Below are 23,397 nucleotides of genomic sequence, written 5' to 3' on the forward strand. Positions count from 1 at the left end.
GTCAGTCATCCCCACCGGCACCATCGCCACCGGAACCACCGTCACCGTAGCGACCGTCGTACCCACCGCGACCGTTGTACCCGACCTCGCCGTCGACGGCACCGTTCTCGCCGCTTCCCGCCTGCGTGACGGCGGCCTGCCGGGAACCGATGATGCCCGGCAGGGTGGCGCCGGTCGGCCGCGTCGCGGCGCCCGCCGACCATGCCAGAACGCGGTCGCGTTCGGCGGGCGTCACCAGGGGACACTCCCCGACCGCGGCGTCCGGCCGGGCGGTGAGCCCGTCGAGGAGCGTAACCAGGCGCTGCGCGAGCAGCTCGACGGTCCCCTCGTCGAACAGGTCCGTCGCGTACACCATCGACGCCGACCAGGACCGGTCCGGACGGGCGACCACCGCGACCGTCAGGTCGAGCTGGGCCGTCGTGACCGGCGATTCGAGCGCCGCCACCCGCAGACCCTCCGCCTCGAACACCGGGGCGGCGTTGCCCGCGTTGGTCAGCGTGAGCATGACCTGCGCGAGTGGCGAGAACGCCCTGGACCGGGTCGGGTTCAGACGTTCGACCAGTGTCTCGAACGGCACGTCGGCGTTGGTGAACGCATCGAGGTCGACGACCCTGGTGTCCTCGAGCAGTTCCGCGAAGCTCATCGCGGGGTCGACCTCGGCGCGCAGGACCAGGGTGTTGACGAACATGCCGATCAGTTGGTCGATCTCGGCGCGCCCCCGACCCGCGATGGGGGTGGCGACCGCGATGTCGTCGGTTGCGGTGACACGGGCGAGCAGCACCGACAGTCCCGCGTGCACCACCATGAACGGCGTCATCCCGCGCTCACGCGCCAGTGCTGTGATCCGCGTGGCGACCTCGTGCGGGATCTCGAAGTCCACCCGCGCCCCCCGCATCGACGCCACGGTCGGGCGAGGCCGGTCGGCGGGCAGCTCCAGCACATCGGGCACCCCGGAGAGCTGTCGCAGCCAGTACGACAGCTGCCGGCCGACCACCGACGTGGGGTCGTCGACCGCGCCGAGCTCGCGTTGCTGCCACAGCGCATAGTCGGCGAACTGGACCGGCAACGGCGGCAGCTCCGGTGTCCGGCCGTCGGCACGGTCCCGGTAGGCGGTCACCACGTCGGCCATCAGCGGCCGCATCGACTCGCCGTCACCGACGATGTGGTGCAGCACGGCGAGCAGCACCCAGGAGCCCTCACCGCGTCGCCACAGCCGGATCCGCGCCGGCACCTCGGTGGTCACGTCGAAGCCGGCGGACAGCGCGTCGAGCAGCTCTGCCTCCGTGGCGCATTCGACGAGCGTGGGCAGTGACGCCGGACCGTCGGCGTCGTGGACGACCTGCGTCGGCCGACCGTCGACGGCCGGGAACGTGGTCCGCAGGATCTCGTGCCGCGCGACGACGTCGCCGATCGCCGCGCCGAGTGCCTCGACGTCGAGTTGCCCGCCGAGTTCGACGCCGATCGGCAGGTTGTACGCCGCCGATGCCGGGTCGAGGCGGTTGATGAACCAGATCCGCTGCTGTGCGAACGACAGCGGGATCTCCGCCGGTCTCGGCTCGACCCGGGTGACCGGTGCGCGCAGACCGCCGCGATGCTCGCAGAGGGCGGCCAGTGCGCGCGGAGTCGGGGACTCGAACACGTCCCGCACGCCGATGTCGGCGTTCAGCGCGTCACCGACGCGTGCCGCCAGCCGGGTCGCCGACAGCGAGTTGCCGCCGAGGGCGAAGAAGTCACCGGTCACCGACACCGCGTCGACGCCCAGCAGGTCGGCGAAGACGGCGACGACCCGTGCCTCGGCCGCGGTCTCCGGTGCGACGAGGTCGTCGGCCTCGATGTCCGGTGCCGGCAGCGCCCGCTTGTCCAGCTTGCCGGTCGGGGTGAGCGGCAGGCCCGCCAGGACCGTGATCGTCGCCGGGATCATGTACGACGGCAGTCGATCCGCGAGGTGGTCCCGGAGTTCGCCGGTGTCGAGAGCCGGTGTCGCGGTCCCGGCACCCGGTTCGTCCGAAGCCGGGACGACGTAGGCGGCCAGTGCGGTCGCGACCGATCCGCCGACCCCGAGGACCACCGCGGTCTTCACCGCCGGATGCGAGGACAGCGCGTTCTCGATCTCGCCGAGTTCGATGCGCAGGCCGCGCAGCTTCACCTGGTCGTCGGAACGTCCGAGGTACTCCAGAACCAGCTTGCCGGATGCCGAGCGCACCCACCGGACGCGGTCGCCGGTGCGGTACATGCGATCGCCGGGCTCGCCGAACGGAGACGCGACGAACCGTTCGGCGGTCAGCTGCGGGCGGCGCAGGTATCCACGTGCCGTCGACACACCGGTGGCGTACAGCTCGCCGGCCATCCCGACGGGCACCGGGGAGAGGCGCTGGTCGAGGACCAGCAGGCCGGTGCCCGCGACCGGGCCGCCGATCGTCACCGGCTCGTCCGGGTCGAGCGGACCACTGATCGTGACGGCCACCGACGTCTCCGTCGGCCCGTAGGCGTTGTGGAACGCGACCCGGCGCGCCCAGGTGCGGACGAGTGCGGCGGAAACCGCTTCGCCACCCGAGGCGAGCATCCGCAGTGCGGGCAGATCGTCGGGGTCGACGGTCGCCAGCACGCTCGGTGTCAGGAACACGTGCGTCAGCTCGTGCTCGCGGAGGAAACCGGTCAGCACTTCACCGCCGACGACCTCGTCCGGGCGATAGACCAGCGTCGAACCCGAGGTCGAGGCGAGTAGCCATTCCAGCACCGAGGCGTCGAAACTCGGTGAGGCATAACCGAGTACGCGCGAACCCGGGTGGATGCCGAACCGCTGCGTCTCGGCGACCGCGAAGGCGTGCGCACCGCGCTGGGTGACCGCGACCCCCTTGGGGACACCGGTCGACCCGGAGGTGTAGATGACGTAGGCGAGCGCATCGAGGCGTGGGATCCCCACCATCTCACCGGGCGCGAGCGGACCGCCCTCGATGTCGCGGACGGCCTCGGCGAGAGCGGAGATCTCGATCCACTCGACGTCACCGGGGGCGGCGGTGCCCTGTTCCGGAGCTCCCTGTCCAGAGGCGATCACCAGGCGCACACCGGAATCGGTGACCATGTGGGCGATGCGGTCGGCGGGCAGCGTCGGATCGACGGACAGGTATGCCGCGCCCAGCTTCGCCAGCGCCCACTGCCCCACCAGGCGGTCGACGGTGCGACCGAGCGCCAGTCCCACGACCGTGTCCACACCGATCCCGCGACCGATCATCCACCGCGCGAGTCGGTTCGAGCGCTCATCGAGTTCGGCGTAGGTGAGGGACGCGCCGCTGCCGTCGGTGACCGCGACGATGTCCGCGTGCTCGGCCGCGACGTCGGCGAACACCTCGCCGAGCAGACGCGGTTGCGGCGCCGCCGGACCGTTCACCGGCGTGAGTTCGGCCGCGGCGGAGGCGTCGAGCAGTGCGATCGCCGAGGTCGGCAGATCCGCATCGTCGACGGTCGTCCGCAGGATCTCGCGCAGCGCCGCACCGAAGACGCGCACCTGGTCGTCGCTGAAGGCCGACGGCAGGTACTTGAGCTTCAACAGCAGGCGGTCGCCGGACGGCGAGGAGGCCAGGTTGAGCGGGTAATGCGTCGAGTCGCCCGCGTCCACGCCGACGATCTGCAGTCCGCCGGCCAGCGACGTGTCCGCCGTGGACAGCGAGTCGGAGTCCACCGGGAACGACTCGAACACGGTCAGCGTGTCGAAGAGGGCCCCGAGCCCGGCCAGCGCGGTGAGGTCGGCGAGGCCGACGTGCTGATGGTCGAGGACCGCGACCTTGTCGGCCTGCATCGCGGCGAGTACGTCGCCGATCGGGGCGGCCGGGTCGACGTCGACGACGCTCGGGACCGTGTTGATGAACAGGCCGACCATGCCCTCGACGCCGTCGAAGTCCGACGGCCGTCCCGACACGGTCTCGCCGAAGGCGACCACCTGGTTGCCGGTCATCCGCGACAGCAGTACCGCCCAGGCGAACTGGAGGATCGTGCTGACGGTGACGCCGCGTTCGCGGGCGAGCCGGTTGATCGCCGCCGTCGTGCCGGCGTCGATCCACTCCTCGTGGTCACGCGGCAGCGAGGTGGTCGTGGCCTCCTCGACCCCGGACACCAGCGTCGGTTCCTCCAGCGGTGCGAGGACGTCGCGCCAGGCGGCGAGACCCGCGGCCGGGTCGGCGGCGGCGAGACGACGGACATGGTCACCGAAGTCGGTGTCGGCGGCGATGGTTGCGGTGTACGGGCCGACCCCGGCGTACAGCGCGAGCAGGTCGGCGAGAACCAACGGACCGGACCAGCCGTCGAGCAGGATGTGGTGGTTGGTCACGATCAGGCTCAGCGTCGTGTCGGACCCGGCGCCGTGCTCGACACTCACGAACCGCACGAGCGGCGGCTCCTCGAGATCGAACGGCGTGATCCGTTCGGCGTCGGCGATCTCGCGTACCCGTCGCGCGGCCTCGTCACCGTCACACCCGGGGTCCAGGGAGACCTCGGACCACGGGAGGTCGACGCGCGGCGGCACGACGGCCACCAGGGCGCCGCCCGCCGTGCGCAGGTATCCGCTGCGCAGCACGCGATGATGTGCGACGAGTTCCTCTGCCGCCGAACGCAATCGCGCCCGGTCGACGTCCCCGCCGAGATGCAGCACCGCCTGGGTGACATAGACGTCCACACCCGCGGCACCGTCGTCGGCTCCCACCGCGTCCCGGACCGCCATCTGCGACTGGAAGTACAGACCGGCCTGCAGCGGGGTGAGCGGCCAGACGTCCGCGCCCGGGAACCGCACCGCGAGTGCGTCGAGCTCGGTCTGGGTGACGGGCGTACCCGGTACATCCGACGGTGACCGGCCCGGGTCGCCGACGACGGCGACGTGCTGCGCGAGCGCGGTGAGCTCGTCGGCCCACAACTCGGCGAGCGCGGTGATGTCGTCGGTCCCGAACAGTGCCGACGGGAACGTGAAGTTGGCCGTGAGGCGCCGGGCATCGCCGTCGCTTCGCGTACCGACATTGACGCTCAACGGGTTCAGCGCGATCATCGCGCCGGACACCGACGGCGGCATCCCCGGTACGCCCGGCGCACCGGTGAACGGGATGACGTCCTGCGCGGGTTCGGCGGCGGGGCGTCCGGCACGGCCGGCGCCGAAGAAGTTGAACCCGATGCTCGGCAGCGGACGCTGCGCGAGCTCGGTGTCCGCGCCGTAGCGCAGCACACCGAAACCGAGACCGCCGTCGGGCTGCCCGAGGCGTTCCTCCTTGGCCGACTTCACCGCGTGGGTGACGTCGGTGGACGGATCGACGGCGACCGGGGCGATGGTGGTGAACCAGCCGACCGTGCGGGACAGGTCGACCGCGCGTTCGCCGTCGGCGGTGACGATCTCGTCCTTGCGACCGTGTCCCTCGACCAGCACCGTGACGGGTGCGACGTCGGCGATGCCGCGCGCGGCCTGCCACGCCCGGACCGCACGTGCGAACGTACCGATCAGGACGTCGTTGGCGTTGCCGCGGAACGCTTCCGGCACCGAGGTCAGCGCCGCCTCGGTCACCTCCGCGTCGAATGCGTGGACCACCGACACCTCGGTGGCGAACCGGTCCCGCGACGGGTCGAAGGTGACCCCGAGATCGGTGGGCCGGGCCGGGAGCCGGTCGAGCCAGTACGCCAGCTCGGCGGACCGCCGGTCGGTCTGCGCGCCGACCGCGTGGGCCCACGCCCGCTCGGACGTCGCCTCGGCACGCAGGGCGATCGGCTGCCCCGCCGACCGCTGCGCCCATCCGGTCACCAGGTCCTCGACGATGATCGGCCAGGACACCGCGTCGACACCGAGGTGGTGGATCGCCAGGACGATCCGGCCGACGCCGTCGACGTCGGTGACGATGCCCGCCGCGACGAGCGCACCGGTCGACGGATCGAGGTGTGCCAGCGCCTCGGCATGCGCGGCACGCAGATCGGCGTCGTGGCCGGGACTGCCCACCGGTGCGGCCGAGGACTCGGCGAACACATACGGCGCGATGCGACCATCTGGGGTCTCGTCCGAGCCGGCGACCAGCCGCGGGCGATCGCCGTCACGGGTGAGACGCGCGGACAGCATCGGGTGCACCGCGACGAGCTCGGACAGCAACTCCGACAACGCGTCCACGGTGAGACCCGCCGGCGCGTGGAGCACCCGGTACTGCGAGAAGTCCGCGTAGTCGGCGGGATCCGCCGAATGCTCGATCATCCACGACATCACCGGCAGCAGCGGCAGGTCGCCGTGCCCACCGCCGGCGGGTTCGTCGAGCGCCGGCAGGCGATGTGCCTCCCCGGCCACGATCCGGGCCATCGCCCGGATGGTGCGCTGCTCGAAGATGTCTCGTGGCGTGAGCGTGAACCCGGCGGCGCGAACCGCCGAGGCGAGCTGGATCGACATGATCGAGTCGCCGCCGAGCGCGAAGAACGACTGGGTGACCGAGACGCGTTCCAGCCCGAGCAGGCCGGACACGATGGTCGCCAGGGTCTCCTCGGTCGCGTTGGCCGGTGCGACATAGTCGGCATCGAGCCCCGCGAAGTCGGGTGCGGGCAGGGCACGGCGGTCGAGCTTGCCCGCGCTGTTCAGGACCACGTCGTCGATCGGCATCCACAGTGTCGGACGCATGTACTCCGGAAGTGCCTGCGCCACCGCGTCTCGCAGGACCTCGAGGTCCACGGTCGACGGCGCGACATAGGCGACCAGATGCTGTCCGCCACCCGGTGCGTCGGCCACCGTCACCGCGGCGTGCACGACGCCGGGGGCGGCCGCGACGACGGACTCGATCTCGCCGAGTTCGATGCGCTGGCCGCGCAGCTTCACCTGGAAGTCGGTGCGGCCCAGGTACTCGATCTCCCCGTCGGTGTTCCACCGCACGAGGTCGCCGGTTCGGTAGAGCCGTGAGCCGGGCCGGCCGAACGGGTCGGCCACGAAGCGCTCGGCGGACAGTCCCGGTTGCGCGGCGTACCCGCGTGCCACCTGGTCGCCACCGAGATACAGCTCGCCCGGGACTCCCGTCGGGACGGGGTTCAGTCGCGCGTCGAGCACATGCGTGGTCGTGTTCCACACCGGCACGCCGATCGGCACGATCGACGGTGCCCGGGTCACGTCGGCGTAGGCAACCTCGACCGCCGCCTCGGTGGGACCGAACAGGTTCACGATCCGGACGTGTGGCAGCAGCTGGTGCGCGCGGGCCACCACCGCCGGTGGAAGCGCCTCACCGGAGGCGAAGAGCCACCGGAGGGTCCCCAGGCGGGAGATCGTCTCGGCCGGCACGACATCGAGGAACACCGACAGCATCGACGGGACGAAGTGCACCGAGGTGGCACCGCTGCGGGCGATCAGGTCGGCGATGTAGAGCGGGTCGGCGTGACCGCCCGGTTCGGCGATCACCATCGTGGCCCCGGTCAGCAACGGCGCGAACAGCTCCGGCACCGAGACGTCGAACGTGTAGGGCGTCTTCTGGATGATCCGGTCGCCCACGGTCCAGGGGTACTCGTCGAGTCCCCACCACAGCCGGTTGGCCACGGCGGCGTGGCTGACGGTCACGCCCTTCGGCCGCCCGGTCGAACCGGAGGTGAAGAGGGTGTACAGCGCATCGTCGCCGCGGATCGGCCGGACGCGTTCGGCGTCGGTGACCGGCGGCGTCGCCGGATCCACCGCACGCCCGGAATCGACGGTGACACGCCGGATCCCGTCGTCGAGGCCGGTGAGGTCGGCCTGGACAGCTCGGGTTCCGAGCAGGAGGATGGCCGCCCCGACCGTCTCGACCATGTAGCGCACGCGGTCGGCGGGTGCCGCGGTGTCGATGGGCACGTACTGCCCGCCGGCCGCGGCGATGGCGTGGATGGCCACGACCATCTCCACGCCGCGGTCGATGCAGACGGCCACGGCCACGTCCGGCCCGACGCCGAGCGTCAGCAGCTCACGCGCCAGGTCGGCGACACGGGCGCCCAATTCGCGGTACGACAGCTCACGGTCGGCGAAGGTCAGCGCGATCGCGTCCGGACGCCGCGTCACGCCGGCCTGCACGCCGTCGGCCACGGATTCCGCCGCAACGGCGATCTCGGCACCACGAGACCGACGCAGTATGTGCGTGACCTCGTCGGGTTCCAGAAGTGCGGCCTCGTTCACCGAGACCTCGGTCTGCGCCGTCAGTTCGTCGAGAAGCGAGACGAATCTGTGAGCCAGCCGGGTCACGGTCGCCTCGTCGAAGAGGTCTCGCGCGTACACAATTTCCAGTGGCCAGTCACCACCGGAGTCCGGGACAGTGACGCCGACGGTCAGGTCGAGCTTTGCCGGCGGGTCCGCTGGGGACAACGGCTCGATCTCCAGACCCGCGACCGAGGCCGGCGCGGTGTCCGCACCCATCTCGGGCAGCGCCGTCTGGCCGAACGTGAGCATCACCTGGGCCAGCGGGGCGAACGCCTCGGACCGGACCGGGTTGAGCCTCTCGACGAGCATCTCGAAGGCCACGTCGGCGTGGGCGAAGGCTTCCAGGTCGGTGTCGCGCGCCTGCTCCAGCAGCTCGGCGAACGACATCGACGGGTCCACCCGGGCCCGCAGGACGAGGGTGTTGACGAACATGCCCACGAGCGGGTCGAGGACACGCTGACCGCGTCCGGCCACCGGGGTGGCGATCGCCACGTCCTCGCCGGCCGACAGACGCGCGAGCAGCACGGCCAGTGCCGCGTGCACGACGATGAACGGGGTCGCGTCGACCTCGCGTGCGAGTTCGCGGACGCGCTCCCCGATCTCGGCCGGGATCGGGGCACCGACGCGGCCTCCGCGCTGCGAGGCCTGCAGCGGCCGCGGCCGGTCGAACGGCAGGTTCAGCACCTCGGGGAGATCGGCGAGTTTGTCTGTCCAGTAGGCCAATTGGGACCCGACGACCGAGCTCGGATCGGTCCCGTCGCCGAGCACCTCGTGCTGCCAGAGGGCGTAGTCCGCGAACTGGACCTCGAGGGGCTCGAAGTCGGGTTCGGTTCCCGACACCCGGGCGTCGTAGGCTGCGAGGACGTCGACGAGCAACGGATTCATCGACTCGCCGTCGGCGGCGATGTGGTGGACGACGACCGCGACCACGGCACGCTCGGCATCGACGTGCCAGACCCGCACGCGGATCGGCCAGTCGGCGGCGACGTCGAACCCGGACATGACGGCGGTCTCGAGTCCGCGCTGATCTTCGGCGATGCCCCAGTCCAGGCGGTCGGCGATCTGGTCGGCCGGATGGACCAGCTGATGGGCGACCCCGTCGACGGACGGGAAGGTGGTCCGCAGGACCTCGTGCCGTTCGACGACGTCGACGATCGCGCGGCGCAGCGCCTCGGTGTCGAGAGTGCCCCGTACCTGCAACACGAACGGGATGTTGTACGTGGGCAACGACGGATCGAACTGGTTGATGAACCACATCCGCTGCTGGGCGAAGGACAGCGGTACGAGTTCCGGACGGTCCGGACGGGCGACGACCGGCGGCAGTGCCTCGGCGTGTCCGGACACCTCGGCCACCAGCGCACGCACCGTCGGCGCCTCGAACAGGTCGCGCACCGAGGTCTCGACGCCGAGCACCTCGCCCACCCGGGCGGCGACGCGGGTCGCCGACAGCGAGTTGCCACCGAGGTCGAAGAACGACTCGGTGACGCTGACCTGCTCGATCCCCAGGACGTCGGCGAACACCGCGGCGACCGCGGCTTCCTCGTCGGTCTCCGGTGCGACGATCTCGCCGACCTCGATGACCGGCTCGGGCAGCGCCGCCTTGTCGAGCTTGCCGACCGGGGTGAGCGGGAGCTCGTCGAGCACCGCGACCGAGGCCGGCACCATGTGCGCCGGGAGTCGTTCGCCGACAAATGCTCTCAGCTCCGCCGGATCGACGTCGGGTCCGGCCGGTGTCCGGGCCCCGACCACGTAGGCCGCCAGCGCGGTCGCGACTGAACCGCCGACACCGACGACCACGGCCGAGCGGACCGCCGGGTGCTCGGCGAGCACCGCCTCGATCTCACCGAGTTCGATGCGCAGACCGCGCAACTTCACCTGGTCGTCGCTACGGCCGGAGTATTCGATGACCGGCGCGCCGGTGGAGTCCTGCTTCCAGCGGACGATGTCGCCGGTGCGGTACATCCGGTCACCGGGGTGACCGTGCGGGTTCGCCACGAACCGATCGGCGGTCAGACCGGGGCGGTCGAGGTATCCGCGCGACAGGGCGCCGCCGTTGACGTACAGCTCACCCGTCACACCGACGGGCACCGGACGCAACTGCGCGTCGAGCACCATCAGGCCCACGCCGGCGAGCGGGCCGCCGAGCGAGACCGGCTCCCCCACGGCCATCGGCGCACTGATGGTGACGCCGATCGTGGTCTCGGTCGGGCCGTACAGGTTCTGGATGCGCCGGAACGGCGCCCAGCTGTCCTTCAACGTCTGCGGCACGGCCTCGCCACCGGCGTAGACGACCCGGAGCGCCGGGACCGCCTGCGGTTCGATGGTCGCGAGCACCGTCGGCGTCAGGAACGTGTGGGTGATCGCCTGCCGCATCATGAGGTCCTGCAGCGGCGGACCGCCGACGGCGTCGGCGGGACGATAGATCAGCACGCCGCCCGAGACGGTCGCGAGCAGGTACTCGAGCACCGACGCGTCGAAGCTGGGCGAGGCGAATCCGAGCACCCGTGAGTACTCGTCGGCACCCGAGCGGCGGATCTCCTCGGCGGCGAAGTTCGCCAGACCCGAATGCGTCACGGCGACACCCTTGGGGCGCCCGGTCGAGCCGGAGGTGTAGATGACGTAGGCGACGTTGTCCACCCGCACCGGTGCACGACGATCCGATGAGGTGATCGGCGCGTCGGACAGTGCCGCGATCTCGGCGGACAGCGTCGCATCGTCGAGGCGGAGCCACGAGAAGCGTTCGCCGGGAGGCGTTCCCGACGCCTGGACGGCCAGTCCCAGGATCGCGCCCGAGTCCTCGACCATGTTCGCCACCCGCTCGGCAGGGTAGTCCGGGTCGATCGGCACATAGCCACCACCGGTCTTGGCCACCGCCCAGATCGCGGTGAGCAGATCGGCGGACCGGCCGATCGCCAGCGCGACCAGCTTCTCCGGGCCGATGCCCTGACCGATCAGCCAGCGCGCCAAGCGGTTCGACCGCGCGTCGAGGTCCGCGTAGGACAACCAGACGTTGTCGGCGTCGACGACGGCCTGGCGGGGTCCCCACTTCGCGGCGGCCCGGGCGAACAGTTCGCCCAGGACGACCGGCTCGGTTCCCGGTCCCCCGGTCACGACCGCGTCGGAGTCGGCGATCGACACCGTCTCCCGTTGCGGCTCGGGTTGCGCTGCCGCGCGGGCCAGTTCGGCCGGCGACACGGTGTCACCGAGCGCGATCTGCCGCAGCGGAGTCCGGGGCCAGTCAACGGCCTCGGTGAGCAATCCGACGAGCTGCTCACCCAGGCGCCTCGCCGTCGAGTCGTCGAACAGGTCCGTAGCGTAGGTGATGGTGCCCGCCCACTCCTGGCCGCTGTCAGGCTGGGTCATCCCGACGAGCAGGTCGACGCGTGCCGGGGTCTGACCGGTGTCCACCGGGCTCACTTGGAGGCCGGCGACCTCCCCCACCGACAGGTCTGTGCCCGCGAACTCCGGCAGGGTGGCCTGGTCGAAAGTGAGCCAGACCTGGGTGAACGGAGCAAAGGCGGCCGACCGTTGGGCGCCGGCGGCATCGACGACGACCTCGAAGGGGACGTCGGCATTCGCGAACGCGCCGAGATCGGCCTCTTTGGCGGCCTCGAGCAGTTCGGCGAAGCCGTGGTCGAGATCGACGCGGGTACGCAGCACGAGCGTGTTGACGAACATCCCGATCAGCGGATCCAGCACGCGCTGACCGCGACCCGCGATCGGCGTGCCGATCGCGATGTCCTCGGTCGCCGACAGCCGCGCCAGCAGTGCGGCCAGCGCCGCGTGCACGACCATGAACGGGGTCGTGCCGGTTTCCTGCGCGACGCTCGCGATCCGGTCACCGACCTCGGCCGGCACGGTGAAGGAGACGCGTCCGCCGCGCTGGCTGGCACGAGCCGGGCGGGGCCGGTCGGTGGGCAGGTCGATCACGTCCGCCAGACCGGCCAACCGCTCGACCCAGTAGGCGAGCTGTCGACCCACGACCGAGTCGGGATCGTCCGCGGAGCCCAGTTGCTCGTGCTGCCAGATCGCGAAGTCGGCGAATTGCACCTCCAGCTCATCGAACTCGGGATCGGTGTCCGCCGATTCGGCGAGATAGGCCGTGACCACATCGCGGACCAGCGGCATCATCGACTGACCGTCCGACGCGATGTGGTGGGTGATGACGGCGAAGACGTGCTCGTCCGGGGCCACCTCCCAGATTCGCGCGCGGATGGGCCATTCGGTGGAGACGTCGAAGCCCGCGGACACCGCGGCCTCGATCTCCTCCTGCGAGGAGACCACATCCCAGTCCAGACGCGCGGCGACCGACGACGCCCGGTTGATCTTCTGATACGGCATCCCCTCGACGGAGGGGAACGTGGTCCGCAGCGACTCGTGGCGCGACACCACGTCGATCAGGGCGGCGTGCAGAGCGTCCTCGTCGAGGGAACCGGACAGACGCAGCACCACCGGGATGTTGTAGGCCGGCGACGTGGTGTCGGCTTGGTTGACGAACCACATCCGTTGCTGCGCGAAGGCCAGCGGAATGCGTTCCGGGCGCGGACTGACCGCGACGATGGGCGCTCGCGCTGCGTCGAGATCGGCACTGGCACGGGCCAGCTCCCGCACGCTCGGCGCGTCGAACAGGTCGCGGACCGAGATCTCGCTGCCGGTGACCTCACCGACGCGGGCGGCCAGCCGCATCGCCGACAGCGAGTTGCCACCGAGATCGAAGAACGAGTCGGTGACGCTCACGCGGTCGAGGCCGAGGACGTCGGCGAACACCGCGGCCACCGCGGCCTCCGCCTCATCGGCGGGCTCGATGTACTCACCGGCGGAGAACACCGGCTCGGGCAGGGCACGACGGTCGATCTTGCCTGCGGTGTTCAGCGCGATGTCCTCGACGGGCATCCACACGCTCGGCCGCATGTACTCCGGGAGCGCTTCGGCGACAACCGACTTCACCGCGTCGATGTCGAGGCGCTCGCCCGGGACCCCCGCCACGTAACCGACGAGGTGTTCGCCGCCACCGGGTGCCGTGGCCACGGTCGCCGCGGCGTGCACGACGCCGGGCGCCGACGCGATGACCGCTTCGATCTCACCGAGTTCGATGCGCTGGCCGCGCAGCTTCACCTGGAAGTCGGTGCGGCCGAGATACTCCAGCACGCCATCAGGACGGCGGCGCACCAGGTCGCCGGTGCGATACAGACGCGAGCCCGGTTCGCCGTAGGGGTCGGCGACGAATCGCTCGGCAGTGAGGTCCGGGCGGGCGGCGTAACCGCGGGCGAGTTGGACCCCGCCGAGGTAGAGCTCGCCGGGCACGCCGGGAGGGACCCGGCGCAACCGCGAATCCAGCACCACTGCAGACGAATTCCACACCGGGACGCCGATGGGCACCGTCGGATCATCGGCGGCGACGGAATGGATCCGCTCGAACGTGATCTCCACTGCGGCCTCGGTCGGGCCGTACAGGTTGAAGAACCAGGCATCCGGCCACAGTTCGCGCACCGGTGCCGCGACCGCAGGCGGCAACGCCTCACCCGTGGTCGAGACGATCCGGAGGGTGTCGAGCGCGGCGAGCTGTTGGCGGTCGACGACCTCGAGGAACACCGAGAGCATGGACGGCACGAAGTGCACCATCGTCGTGCCGGTGCGGGCGATCTCCTCGGCCACCTGCCGCGGATTGAGGTGGCCACCGTCGGCGAGGACGACCACGCGCGCACCGATCGCCAACGGCGCGAACAGTTCCGGCACCGAGCAGTCGAAGGTGTACGGCGTCTTCTGCATCACGACGTCGTCGGGGCCGATCGGCAGCGCGTCCAGGCCCCACCAGAGGCGGTTGAGCACGGCCGCGTGTGACAGGGTCACACCCTTCGGACGTCCGGTCGACCCGGAGGTGAAGAGGGTGTATGCCGCATCGTCCGGGCGCAGCGGCGCGAGTCGCTCCTCGTCGGACACCGGGGCGGCGTACGCCGAGTCGACGTCCAGCAGTGCCGAGGCGTCCACGGTCATGACACGGACGCCGGCCTCGTGCGCGGCGCTCACCGCGCCGGGTACCCCGTCCGCGTCGGCGACCAACAGCACCCGTGCACCCGCGGTCTCGTACATGTAGCGAACGCGATCCGCAGGCGCAGCCACGTCGACGGGTACGTACTGGCCGCCGGCGGCGACGACGGCATGGATGGCCACCATCATCTCGACCGATCGCGGAACACACAGCGCCACCGCGACATCGGGACCGACCCCGGCGGCGATCAGGTCACGGGCCAGCGTGTTGACCCGGGCCGAGAACTCCCGATAGGACACCTCACGTTCACCGAAGACGAGCGCGGTTGCGTCGGGGGTGCGTCGGGCCTGCGCGGCCACCGCGTCACTGACCGTCTGCACGGCCGGCAACTCCACGGGATCGCCCCATTCGGCGGTCTCGATCTCGGCCACCGTCGACGGCGCGACGAAGGGTGCGTCGCCCACTGCGGTTCTCGGCGCCGCGGTCAACGCGCCGAGCAGGCGGGTGAAGCGGTCGGCGAACTCGACGACGGTCGCTTCCTCGAAGAGGTCGGTCGCGTATGTGATCGACATCGGCCATACCTGGCCGACCGGGCGAGACGACACCGTGATCCACAGGTCGGTCTGCGCCATCGCGGCCACGTCATCGTACGGCGTGACCGCCAGTCCGCCGGCCTCGCCGAGAGCTTCGGTCACCGACGCGGCCGGGTCGAAGGAGAAGATCACCTGCGCCAGCGGAGAAAACGCCTCGGAGCGAACCGGATTCAGTCGGTCGACGAGGGTCTCGAACGGGATGTCGGCGTGTGCGAAGGCGTTCAGGTCGGTCTCGCGAACATCCGCGAGGAATTCCTGGAACGACCGGCCACCGTCGACGCCGGTCCGCAGGACGAGCGTGTTGACGAACATGCCGACCAGCGGATCGAGCACTTCCTGGCCTCGACCGGCGATCGGCGTGCCCACCGCGATGTCGTCCGTCGCCGAGAGTCGTGCGAGCAGAACTGCGAGGGCAGCATGCACGACCATGAACGGAGTCACTCCACCCGCACGGGCGAGATCGGCGACAGCACCGGCGACATCGGCCGGGATGTCGACGCCGACGCGCGCACCACGACCGGATGCGACGGCGGGCCTCGGCCGATCAGCGGGTAGTTCGAGGACGTCGGGCAGGCCTGCGAGCTGAGTCGTCCAGTAGGCGAGTTGACGAGCGACCACGGACTCCGGATCGTCGACCGAGCCGAGCACCTCGTGCTGCCAGATCGCGTAATCAGCGAACTGCACAGGGAGCGGGGCGAATTCGGGCTGCTGACCGGCGGCCCGCGCGGTGTAGGCGGCGACCAGGTCGGACACCAGCGGCGAGAGCGACTCGCCGTCCGCGCCGACGTGGTGCAGGACGATGGCGAGAATGTGCTCGTCGTCGGCGACGGGGTACAGACGGGCACGGATCGGCCATTCGGAGGTGACGTCGAAGCCGGCGGTCGCCCCGTCGACCAGGTCGGCCTCGGAGTCGACGACCAGCCAATCGAGGTGCTCGACGACCGAGGACTCGGGATGGACGAGTTGGTATGGCACACCGGACTCGTCCGGGAACGTGGTTCGCAACACCTCGTGACGGGAGACCACATCCACCAGTGCCGCACGCAGTGCCTCGACATCGAGGCCCCCGCGCATCCGCAGGACCGCCGGGATGTTGTGCATCGCCTCACCCGGTTCGAACCGGTTGATGAACCAGAGCCGTTGCTGCGCAAAGGACAGCGGGATCCGATCCGGCCGCGGCGACACCGTCGTCACCGGTGGCAGATCGGCGCCGCGATCAGCCACCGCGGCGACGAGTTCCCGCACCGACGGCGCATCGAATACGTCGCGGACGGTCACTCGGGTACCCAACGCGGCCGCGACCCGTGACGCCAGGCGGGTCGCGGACAGCGAATTACCACCCAGGTCGAAGAAGCTCGTCGTGACCCCGATCGCCTCGAGACCGAGGACCCCGGCGAACACCTCCGCCACCTCGGCCTCGAACTCATCCGCCGGCGCGACGAACTCGGCGGCCGATGCCGTGACGAACTCGGGCTCGGGCAGTGCGCGCCGATCGATCTTGCCTGCGGTGTTGAGCACCATCTCTTCGACGGGAACCCAGACGGTGGGCTGCATGTACGCCGGAAGCGATCGGGCCACGACGTCCCTCACCGCATCGAGGTCCACCCGTGATCCGTAGGCCCCCGCCACGTAGGCGACGAGGTGTTCGCCGGTGTCCGGTGTCGAGTACACCGTCACGGCAGCGTGCACTACTCCGGGTGCGGTCGCGATGACCGACTCGATCTCGCCCAGCTCTATGCGCTGTCCGCGCAACTTCACCTGGAAGTCGGTACGACCCAGATACTCCAGCTGACCATCTGCGTTCCAGCGCACCAGATCACCGGTGCGGTAGAGACGTTCCCCGGTCCCGCCGAACGGATTGGCGACAAAACGCTCTGCGGTCAGTCCCGGCCGTGCGGAGTACCCGCGCGCAAGCTGCACTCCGCCGAGGTACAACTCGCCCGGCACGCCCGCCGGGACGCGTTGCAGCCGCGCATCGAGAACGAACGTCGAGGTGTTCGGCACCGGTACGCCGATGGGCACGACGTCCTCGCCCGGTCGCACGTGGTGGGCGGTCACGTCGACTGCAGCCTCCGTCGGACCGTAGAGGTTGTGCAACTCGTTACCCGGTAGCGCGGCGAGCAGCGATCGGGCGGCCGCAACCGTGAGCGCTTCACCGGAGGTGAACGTCAGTCGCAGCGACGCGAGATCGCCCGTCCGATCCCCGAGAACGTCGAGGAACACCGACAGCATCGACGGCACGAAATGAATGATCGTGACCCGCTGTGTTCGGATCAGATCGGCAAGGTACTCCGGGTCGCCGTGCCGGCCGGCGTCGGCGATCGCCAGGGTTGCTCCGACCTCGAACGGTAGGAACAGTTCCCACACCGAGACGTCGAAGGTGATCGGCGTCTTCTGCACGAAGACGTCTGCCTCCCCGATCGCGTACCAATCGCGCATCCAGTCCAAGCGGTTCACGATCGCGCGGTGCGAGACCGTCACGCCCTTCGGCCGACCGGTCGAACCGGAAGTGAAGAGGGTGTAAGCCGGGTCGTCGCCCCGGATCGGTCGTACCCGTTCGGCGTCGGTGATCGGCGCGATGTCCGACCCGGGGTCGCGAGCGGTGTCGACGGTGACGAAACGGACGTCGTCGAGTCCGGACAGATCGGTGTCCACCGGGCGCCGTCCGACGAGGACGATCCCGACGCCTGCGGTCTCGAGCATGTAGACGGCGCGATCACGCGGCGCGGCGGTGTCCACCGGCACGTAATGCCCGCCGGCCGCAACAACGGCGTGAATGGCCACCAACATGTCGAGTCCGCGGTCGATGCACACCGCCACCGGCACCTCGGGACCGACACCGAGGCCCAGGAGTTCACGCGCGAGACCGGCCACGCGAGCGTCGAATTCACGATACGTGACCCGCCGACCGCCATGAACCACCGCGATGCCCTCGCGGGCGGCCCGTCCGGGTCGGCCCAGGGCTTCGGTCAACGATGCCACGGGCATCGCCATGTCGATACCGCGCGAGCGCCGGAGTATCTCGGTGACTTCTCCCGGTTCGAGCAACGTGGGTGTGGCCACAGGTGCCGAGATGTCGGTCACCAGCTGTCCCATGAGGCCGACGAAGCGCCGGACGAGCCTGGTCGCCGACTCCTCGCCGAACAGATCACGGGCATAGACGATCTCGAGCGGCCAGTCGCCCGCACCTTCCGGAGCCGTGACGCCGACGGTCAGGTCGACCTTGGCAGCGGGGTCGGGGTCGGTCACCGGTTCGATGAGCAGACCGGCAACGGATGCGGAGGTGGTGTCGGTGGCCAGTTCCGGAATGGCGGTCTGGCCGAAGGTCAACATGACCTGTGCAAGCGGGGCGAAGGCTTCCGAGCGCACCGGGTCGAGTCGCTCGACCAGGGTCTCGAAGGTCACATCGGAGTTGGCGAAGGCCTCGAGATCGGTCTCGCGGACCTGCTCGATCAGTTCGGCGAAGCTCATGTCCGGTCGGACCTCGGTACGCAACACCAGGGTGTTGACGAACATGCCGACGAGCGGATCGAGCGCGCGCTGGCCGCGTCCGGCGATCGGCGTCGCGATCGCGATGTCCTCGGTCGCCGACAGGCGCGCGAGGAGAACCGCGAGCGCGGCATGCACGACCATGAACGGGGTGACGCCCGCGTCGTGAGCGAGAGCGCGGATCCGTTCGCCGACGACTGCGGGGATCATCTCTCGCACGCGTCCGCCGCGCTGCGAGGCGACCAGCGGCCGGGGACGGTCGAAGGGCAGTTCCAGGACTTCAGGAAGGCCTGCGAGCTTGCCCGTCCAGTAGGTCAGCTGCCGGCCCGTCACCGAGGTGGGATCGGAACCGTCGCCGAGAACCTCGTGCTGCCACAGGGCAAAGTCGGCGAACTGCACCTCGAGCGGCGCGAAGGCGGGCTCGACTCCGTTTACCCGGGCCTCGTAGGCCGTCAGCACATCGGTCAGCAGCGGCCTTGTCGACTCGCCGTCGGAGCCGATGTGGTGCAGCACAACGGCCAGGATGTGCTGGGTTTCTCCAGACTCCCACACGCGGACGCGGATCGGCCAGTCGACGGTGACATCGAACCCGGACATGACCCGGACAAGTTCTTCTTCGGAATTGACCACGGCCCAGTCGATTTCGGCGTCGACGCGCGCCGCGGGCGAAACCCTCTGATAAGGCAGGCCGTCGTACTCGGGGAACGTTGTCCGCAGGACCTCATGGCGCATCACGACGTCGACGACGGCGGCACGCAACGCGGTCACGTTCAGGTCACCCGTCAGGCGGACGACCACGGGGATGTTGTAGGTGACGGAGTCCGGGTCGAGGCGGTTCAGGAACCACATCCGCTGCTGGGCAAAAGACAACGGCACAAATTTCGGGCGATCCGCGCGGGCGACAATCGGCGGCAAACCCTGCACATGCCCGGACACCTCGGCCACAAGCGCACGCACCGAAGGCGCGTCGAACAAATCACGCACCGACGTCTCCACGCCAAGCACCTGACCCACCCGAGCGGCAACCCTCATCGCAGATAGCGAATTACCACCCAGGTCGAAGAACGACTCGGCCACGCTGACCTGATCGACCCCCAACACGTCGGCGAACACCGCAGCAACGCGTTCTTCGTCCTCGGTCTCCGGCGCCACGTACTCGGCGGCCGCGAACTCTGGTTCCGGCAACGCCTTTCGGTCGATCTTGCCCGCGCTGTTGAGTGCGATGTCGTCGAGGACAACCCAGACGGTCGGGCGCATGTACTCCGGCAATGCGTCGGCCACGACACCCTTGACGGCGTCGAGATCGATACCCGAGACCCCGGCGGGCCCGGCGATGTAGGCAACCAGATGCTGATCCCCGGTGGGTGCGTCGATGACCGTGGCGGCGGTGTGCACCACCCCGGGCGCAGTGGCGATCACCGCTTCGATCTCACCGAGCTCGATGCGCTGGCCACGCAACTTCACCTGAAAGTCAGTGCGGCCCAGGTACTCGATCTCACCTTCGGTATTCCATCGCACGAGGTCGCCGGTGCGATACAGCCGAGACCCGGGGGCGCCGAAAGGACTAGCAACGAAACGCGCCGCAGTCAGATCCGATCTCGAGGCGTACCCGCGTGCCAGCTGAGTGCCCCCGAGGTAGAGCTCACCTGGAACACCGACCGGAACCCGATTCAGACGCGAATCCAGGACCCAGGTCGCGGTGTTCCATGCCGGACGACCGATTGTTACTGATCTTCCAGGCTCATTCTGCGCTGAAGTGAGGTCGACGGTGGTTTCCGTCGGACCGTAGTGGTTCAGCAGCCGCAAGTTCGGTTCTTGGTGGTGCACTTCCGCTGCTAGAGCATCGGATAACACCTCGCCACCAGTGAAGAGATACCGCAAAGGGCTCGTTCCGGCCTCTTCGCTGTCGGCCAGTTCCATGAACAACGCGAGCATTGAAGGAACGAACTGAACAGCTGTGACAGCTTCCTGGGCAATCAACTTGCGTAGGTAACGCACATCCCTGTGCCCGTCTGGAGCTGCTACGACGATTCTACCGCCAACCATCAACGGCCAGAACATCTCCCACACCGAAGCGTCGAATGTGTACGGAGCCTTCATCAGGATGACCTGCCGGTCGGCTTCCATGAGAAGGGATCCCCGCCAAGCCATGAAACTCATGAGTGCCGTATGGGATACCGTGACGCCCTTAGGCCGTCCAGTGGACCCCGAGGTGAACAGAGTGTATACAGCGTCATCACCGCGGATCGGACGAACGCGTTCGGCGTCGGTGATCGGCGGCGTATCCAAGTCGACGTACAGGGAGCAGTCCACAGTAATCAATCGGAGCTGACCGTCGAGACCAGAGAGATCTGCCGCCACGGCGTCGGACGTCAGCAGAACTATCCCTACCCTCGCCGTCTCGATCATGTATCGTACCCGGTCATTAGGGGCGCCTGTGTCAACGGGAACGTACTGCCCACCCGCCGCAACCACGGCATGGATAGCTACCAGCATGTCGATACCGCGATCGATACACACAGCCACCGCAACGTCCGGGCCAACGCCCGATGCCAGCAACTCACGCGCGAGGCCGGCGACCCGGGCACCGAACTCGCGGTAGGTGACTTCACGACCTGCGAAGGTCAGCGCAGTCCTGTCCGGGACATGGTCGACACGAGACGACACAACGTCGGCAACTGATCTCGTCGGAATCGCTACTTCTGGGCCCTCCGCCCATCGGAGCACCTCGTCGACTTCAGCAGGTTCGAGGAACGAGGCGTCGGCCACAGCCCCGTCGATGCGACTTGTGAGCTCATCTAGCAGCCCAACAAATCGGCGTGCCAACTGAACGACGGTGTCCTCGTCGAAGAGGTCCCGCGCGAACACCAGTGAGAGCGGCCAGTCGCTGTCTCCGTCCGCGATGGAGATGCCGACGGTGAGATCAAGCTTCGCCGGCGGATCCGCCGGCGGCATAGGCTCTATCTCAAGACCTGCGACCGAGGCCGGCGCGGTCTCCGCTCCCATCTCAGGCAATGCGGTCTGGCCAAACGTGAGCATGATTTGGGCAAGCGGAGCGAACGCTTCAGATCGAATTGGGTTGAGGATCTCGACGAGATTCTCGAATGCCACGTCGGCGTTGGCGAACGCTTGCAGGTCAGTTTCTCGCGCCTGCTCCAGCAACTCGGAAAATGACATGGACGGTGCCACCCGGGTCCGCAGGACGAGCGTGTTGACAAACATTCCCACGAGCGGGTCGAGTACGCGCTGCCCGCGTCCAGCCACCGGAGTGGCGATTGCCACGTCCTCGCTAGCCGACAACCGCGCGAGCAGCACAGCCAGCGCCGCATGCACGACGATGAATGGGGTCGCGTCGATCACACGTGCAAGCTCGCGGATCCGACTCCCAATCTCGGCCGGGATCACCGCCTCGACGCGTCCGCCGCGCTGTGAAGCCACAAGAGGCCGGGGCCGGTCGAACGGCAGGTTGAGCACCTCGGGCAGATCGGCGAGTTTGTCTGTCCAGTAGGCCAACTGAGTGCCTATGACCGAAGTCGAATCCGATCCATCACCTAGGACCTCGTGCTGCCAGAGGGCATAATCTGCGAACTGAACCTCGAGGGGCACGAAATCAGGTTCAGTTCCCGACACCCTGGCGTCGTACGCCGCAAGGACGTCGCCTAACAGCGGGTTCATCGACTCGCCGTCGGCGGCAATGTGATGGACGACGACCGCGACCACCGCTCGCTCCGCGTCGACCTCCCAGACCCGCACGCGGATCGGCCAATCAACAGCGACGTCGAACCCGGAGACAACCGCATCCTCGAGCCCGAGCTGATCGGAGGCGATTCCCCAGTCCAGACGGTCGGCAATCTGATCGACCGGATGAACTAGCTGAGAAGCGACCCCGTCGACCGACGGGAAGCTGGTCCGCAGGACCTCGTGGCGTTCCACCACGTCGACGATCGCCAGACGCAGTGCCTCAATGTCGAGAGCGCCACGCACCTGCAGCACAATTGGAATGTTGTAGGTCGGCAGGGACGGATCGAACTGGTTGATGAACCACATCCGCTGCTGGGCAAAAGACAACGGCACAAATTTCGGGCGATCCGCGCGGGCGACAATCGGCGGCAAACCCTGCACATGCCCGGACACCTCGGCCACAAGCGCACGCACCGAAGGCGCGTCGAACAAATCACGCACCGACGTCTCCACGCCAAGCACCTGACCCACCCGAGCGGCAACCCTCATCGCAGATAGCGAATTACCACCCAGGTCGAAGAACGACTCGGCCACGCTGACCTGATCGACCCCCAACACGTCGGCGAACACCGCAGCAACGCGTTCTTCGTCCTCGGTCTCCGGCGCCACGTACTCGGCGGCCGCGAACTCTGGTTCCGGCAACGCCTTTCGGTCGATCTTGCCCGCGCTGTTGAGTGCGATGTCGTCGAGGACAACCCAGACGGTCGGGCGCATGTACTCCGGCAATGCGTCGGCCACGACACCCTTGACGGCGTCGAGATCGATACCCGAGACCCCGGCGGGCCCGGCGATGTAGGCAACCAGATGCTGATCCCCGGTGGGTGCGTCGATGACCGTGGCGGCGGTGTGCACCACCCCGGGCGCAGTGGCGATCACCGCTTCGATCTCACCGAGCTCGATGCGCTGGCCACGCAACTTCACCTGAAAGTCAGTGCGGCCCAGGTATTCCAGGACCCCGTCGCGGCGTCGACGGACGAGATCGCCGGTGCGGTAGAGGCGTTCGCCACGACCGAAGGGACTGGCGACGAAACGCTCCGAGGTCAGGTCCGGTCGGGCGGCGTACCCGCGTGCCAACTGAACGCCGCCGAGGTAGAGCTCACCCGGGACACCGGGCGGCACTCGACGGAGTCGGGAATCAAGAACCACGGACGACGAGTTCCACATCGGGATGCCGATCGGCACCGACGGATCCTCGGGATGCACCACGTCGATCCGCTCATAGGTGATCTCGACCGCAGCTTCGGTCGGGCCGTAGAGGTTGTAGAACAACACCTGCGGCAGCCAGTCGCGCACACGGCCGGCCGAAGCCGGTGGCAGAGCCTCGCCGGTGGTGGAGATGATGCGCACGGATTTCCAGGCCCGTACCCGCTCCTCACCCGCGACCTCGAGGAACACCGACAGCATTGACGGGACGAAGTGAACCATCGTCGCCG

The 23,397-nt window shown here is 69.0% G+C and carries 1 protein-coding gene (only partly in view); it reads right to left on the bottom strand.

The window, feature by feature from the left end; all coding sequences use genetic code 11:
- Position 1 precedes the first annotated feature (1 nt).
- A protein-coding gene (locus AC3B5T_RS00975) for a non-ribosomal peptide synthase/polyketide synthase (RefSeq protein WP_488358113.1) crosses the window boundary here: on the bottom strand, positions 2-23,397 show its 3' portion. Its footprint extends 18,583 nt past the window's final position; 23,396 of the gene's 41,979 nt are visible here — the last part of the coding sequence; the start codon falls outside the window, past its right edge; the stop codon is at positions 2-4.

It is taken from the genome of Gordonia sp. G4, assembly GCF_057770005.1.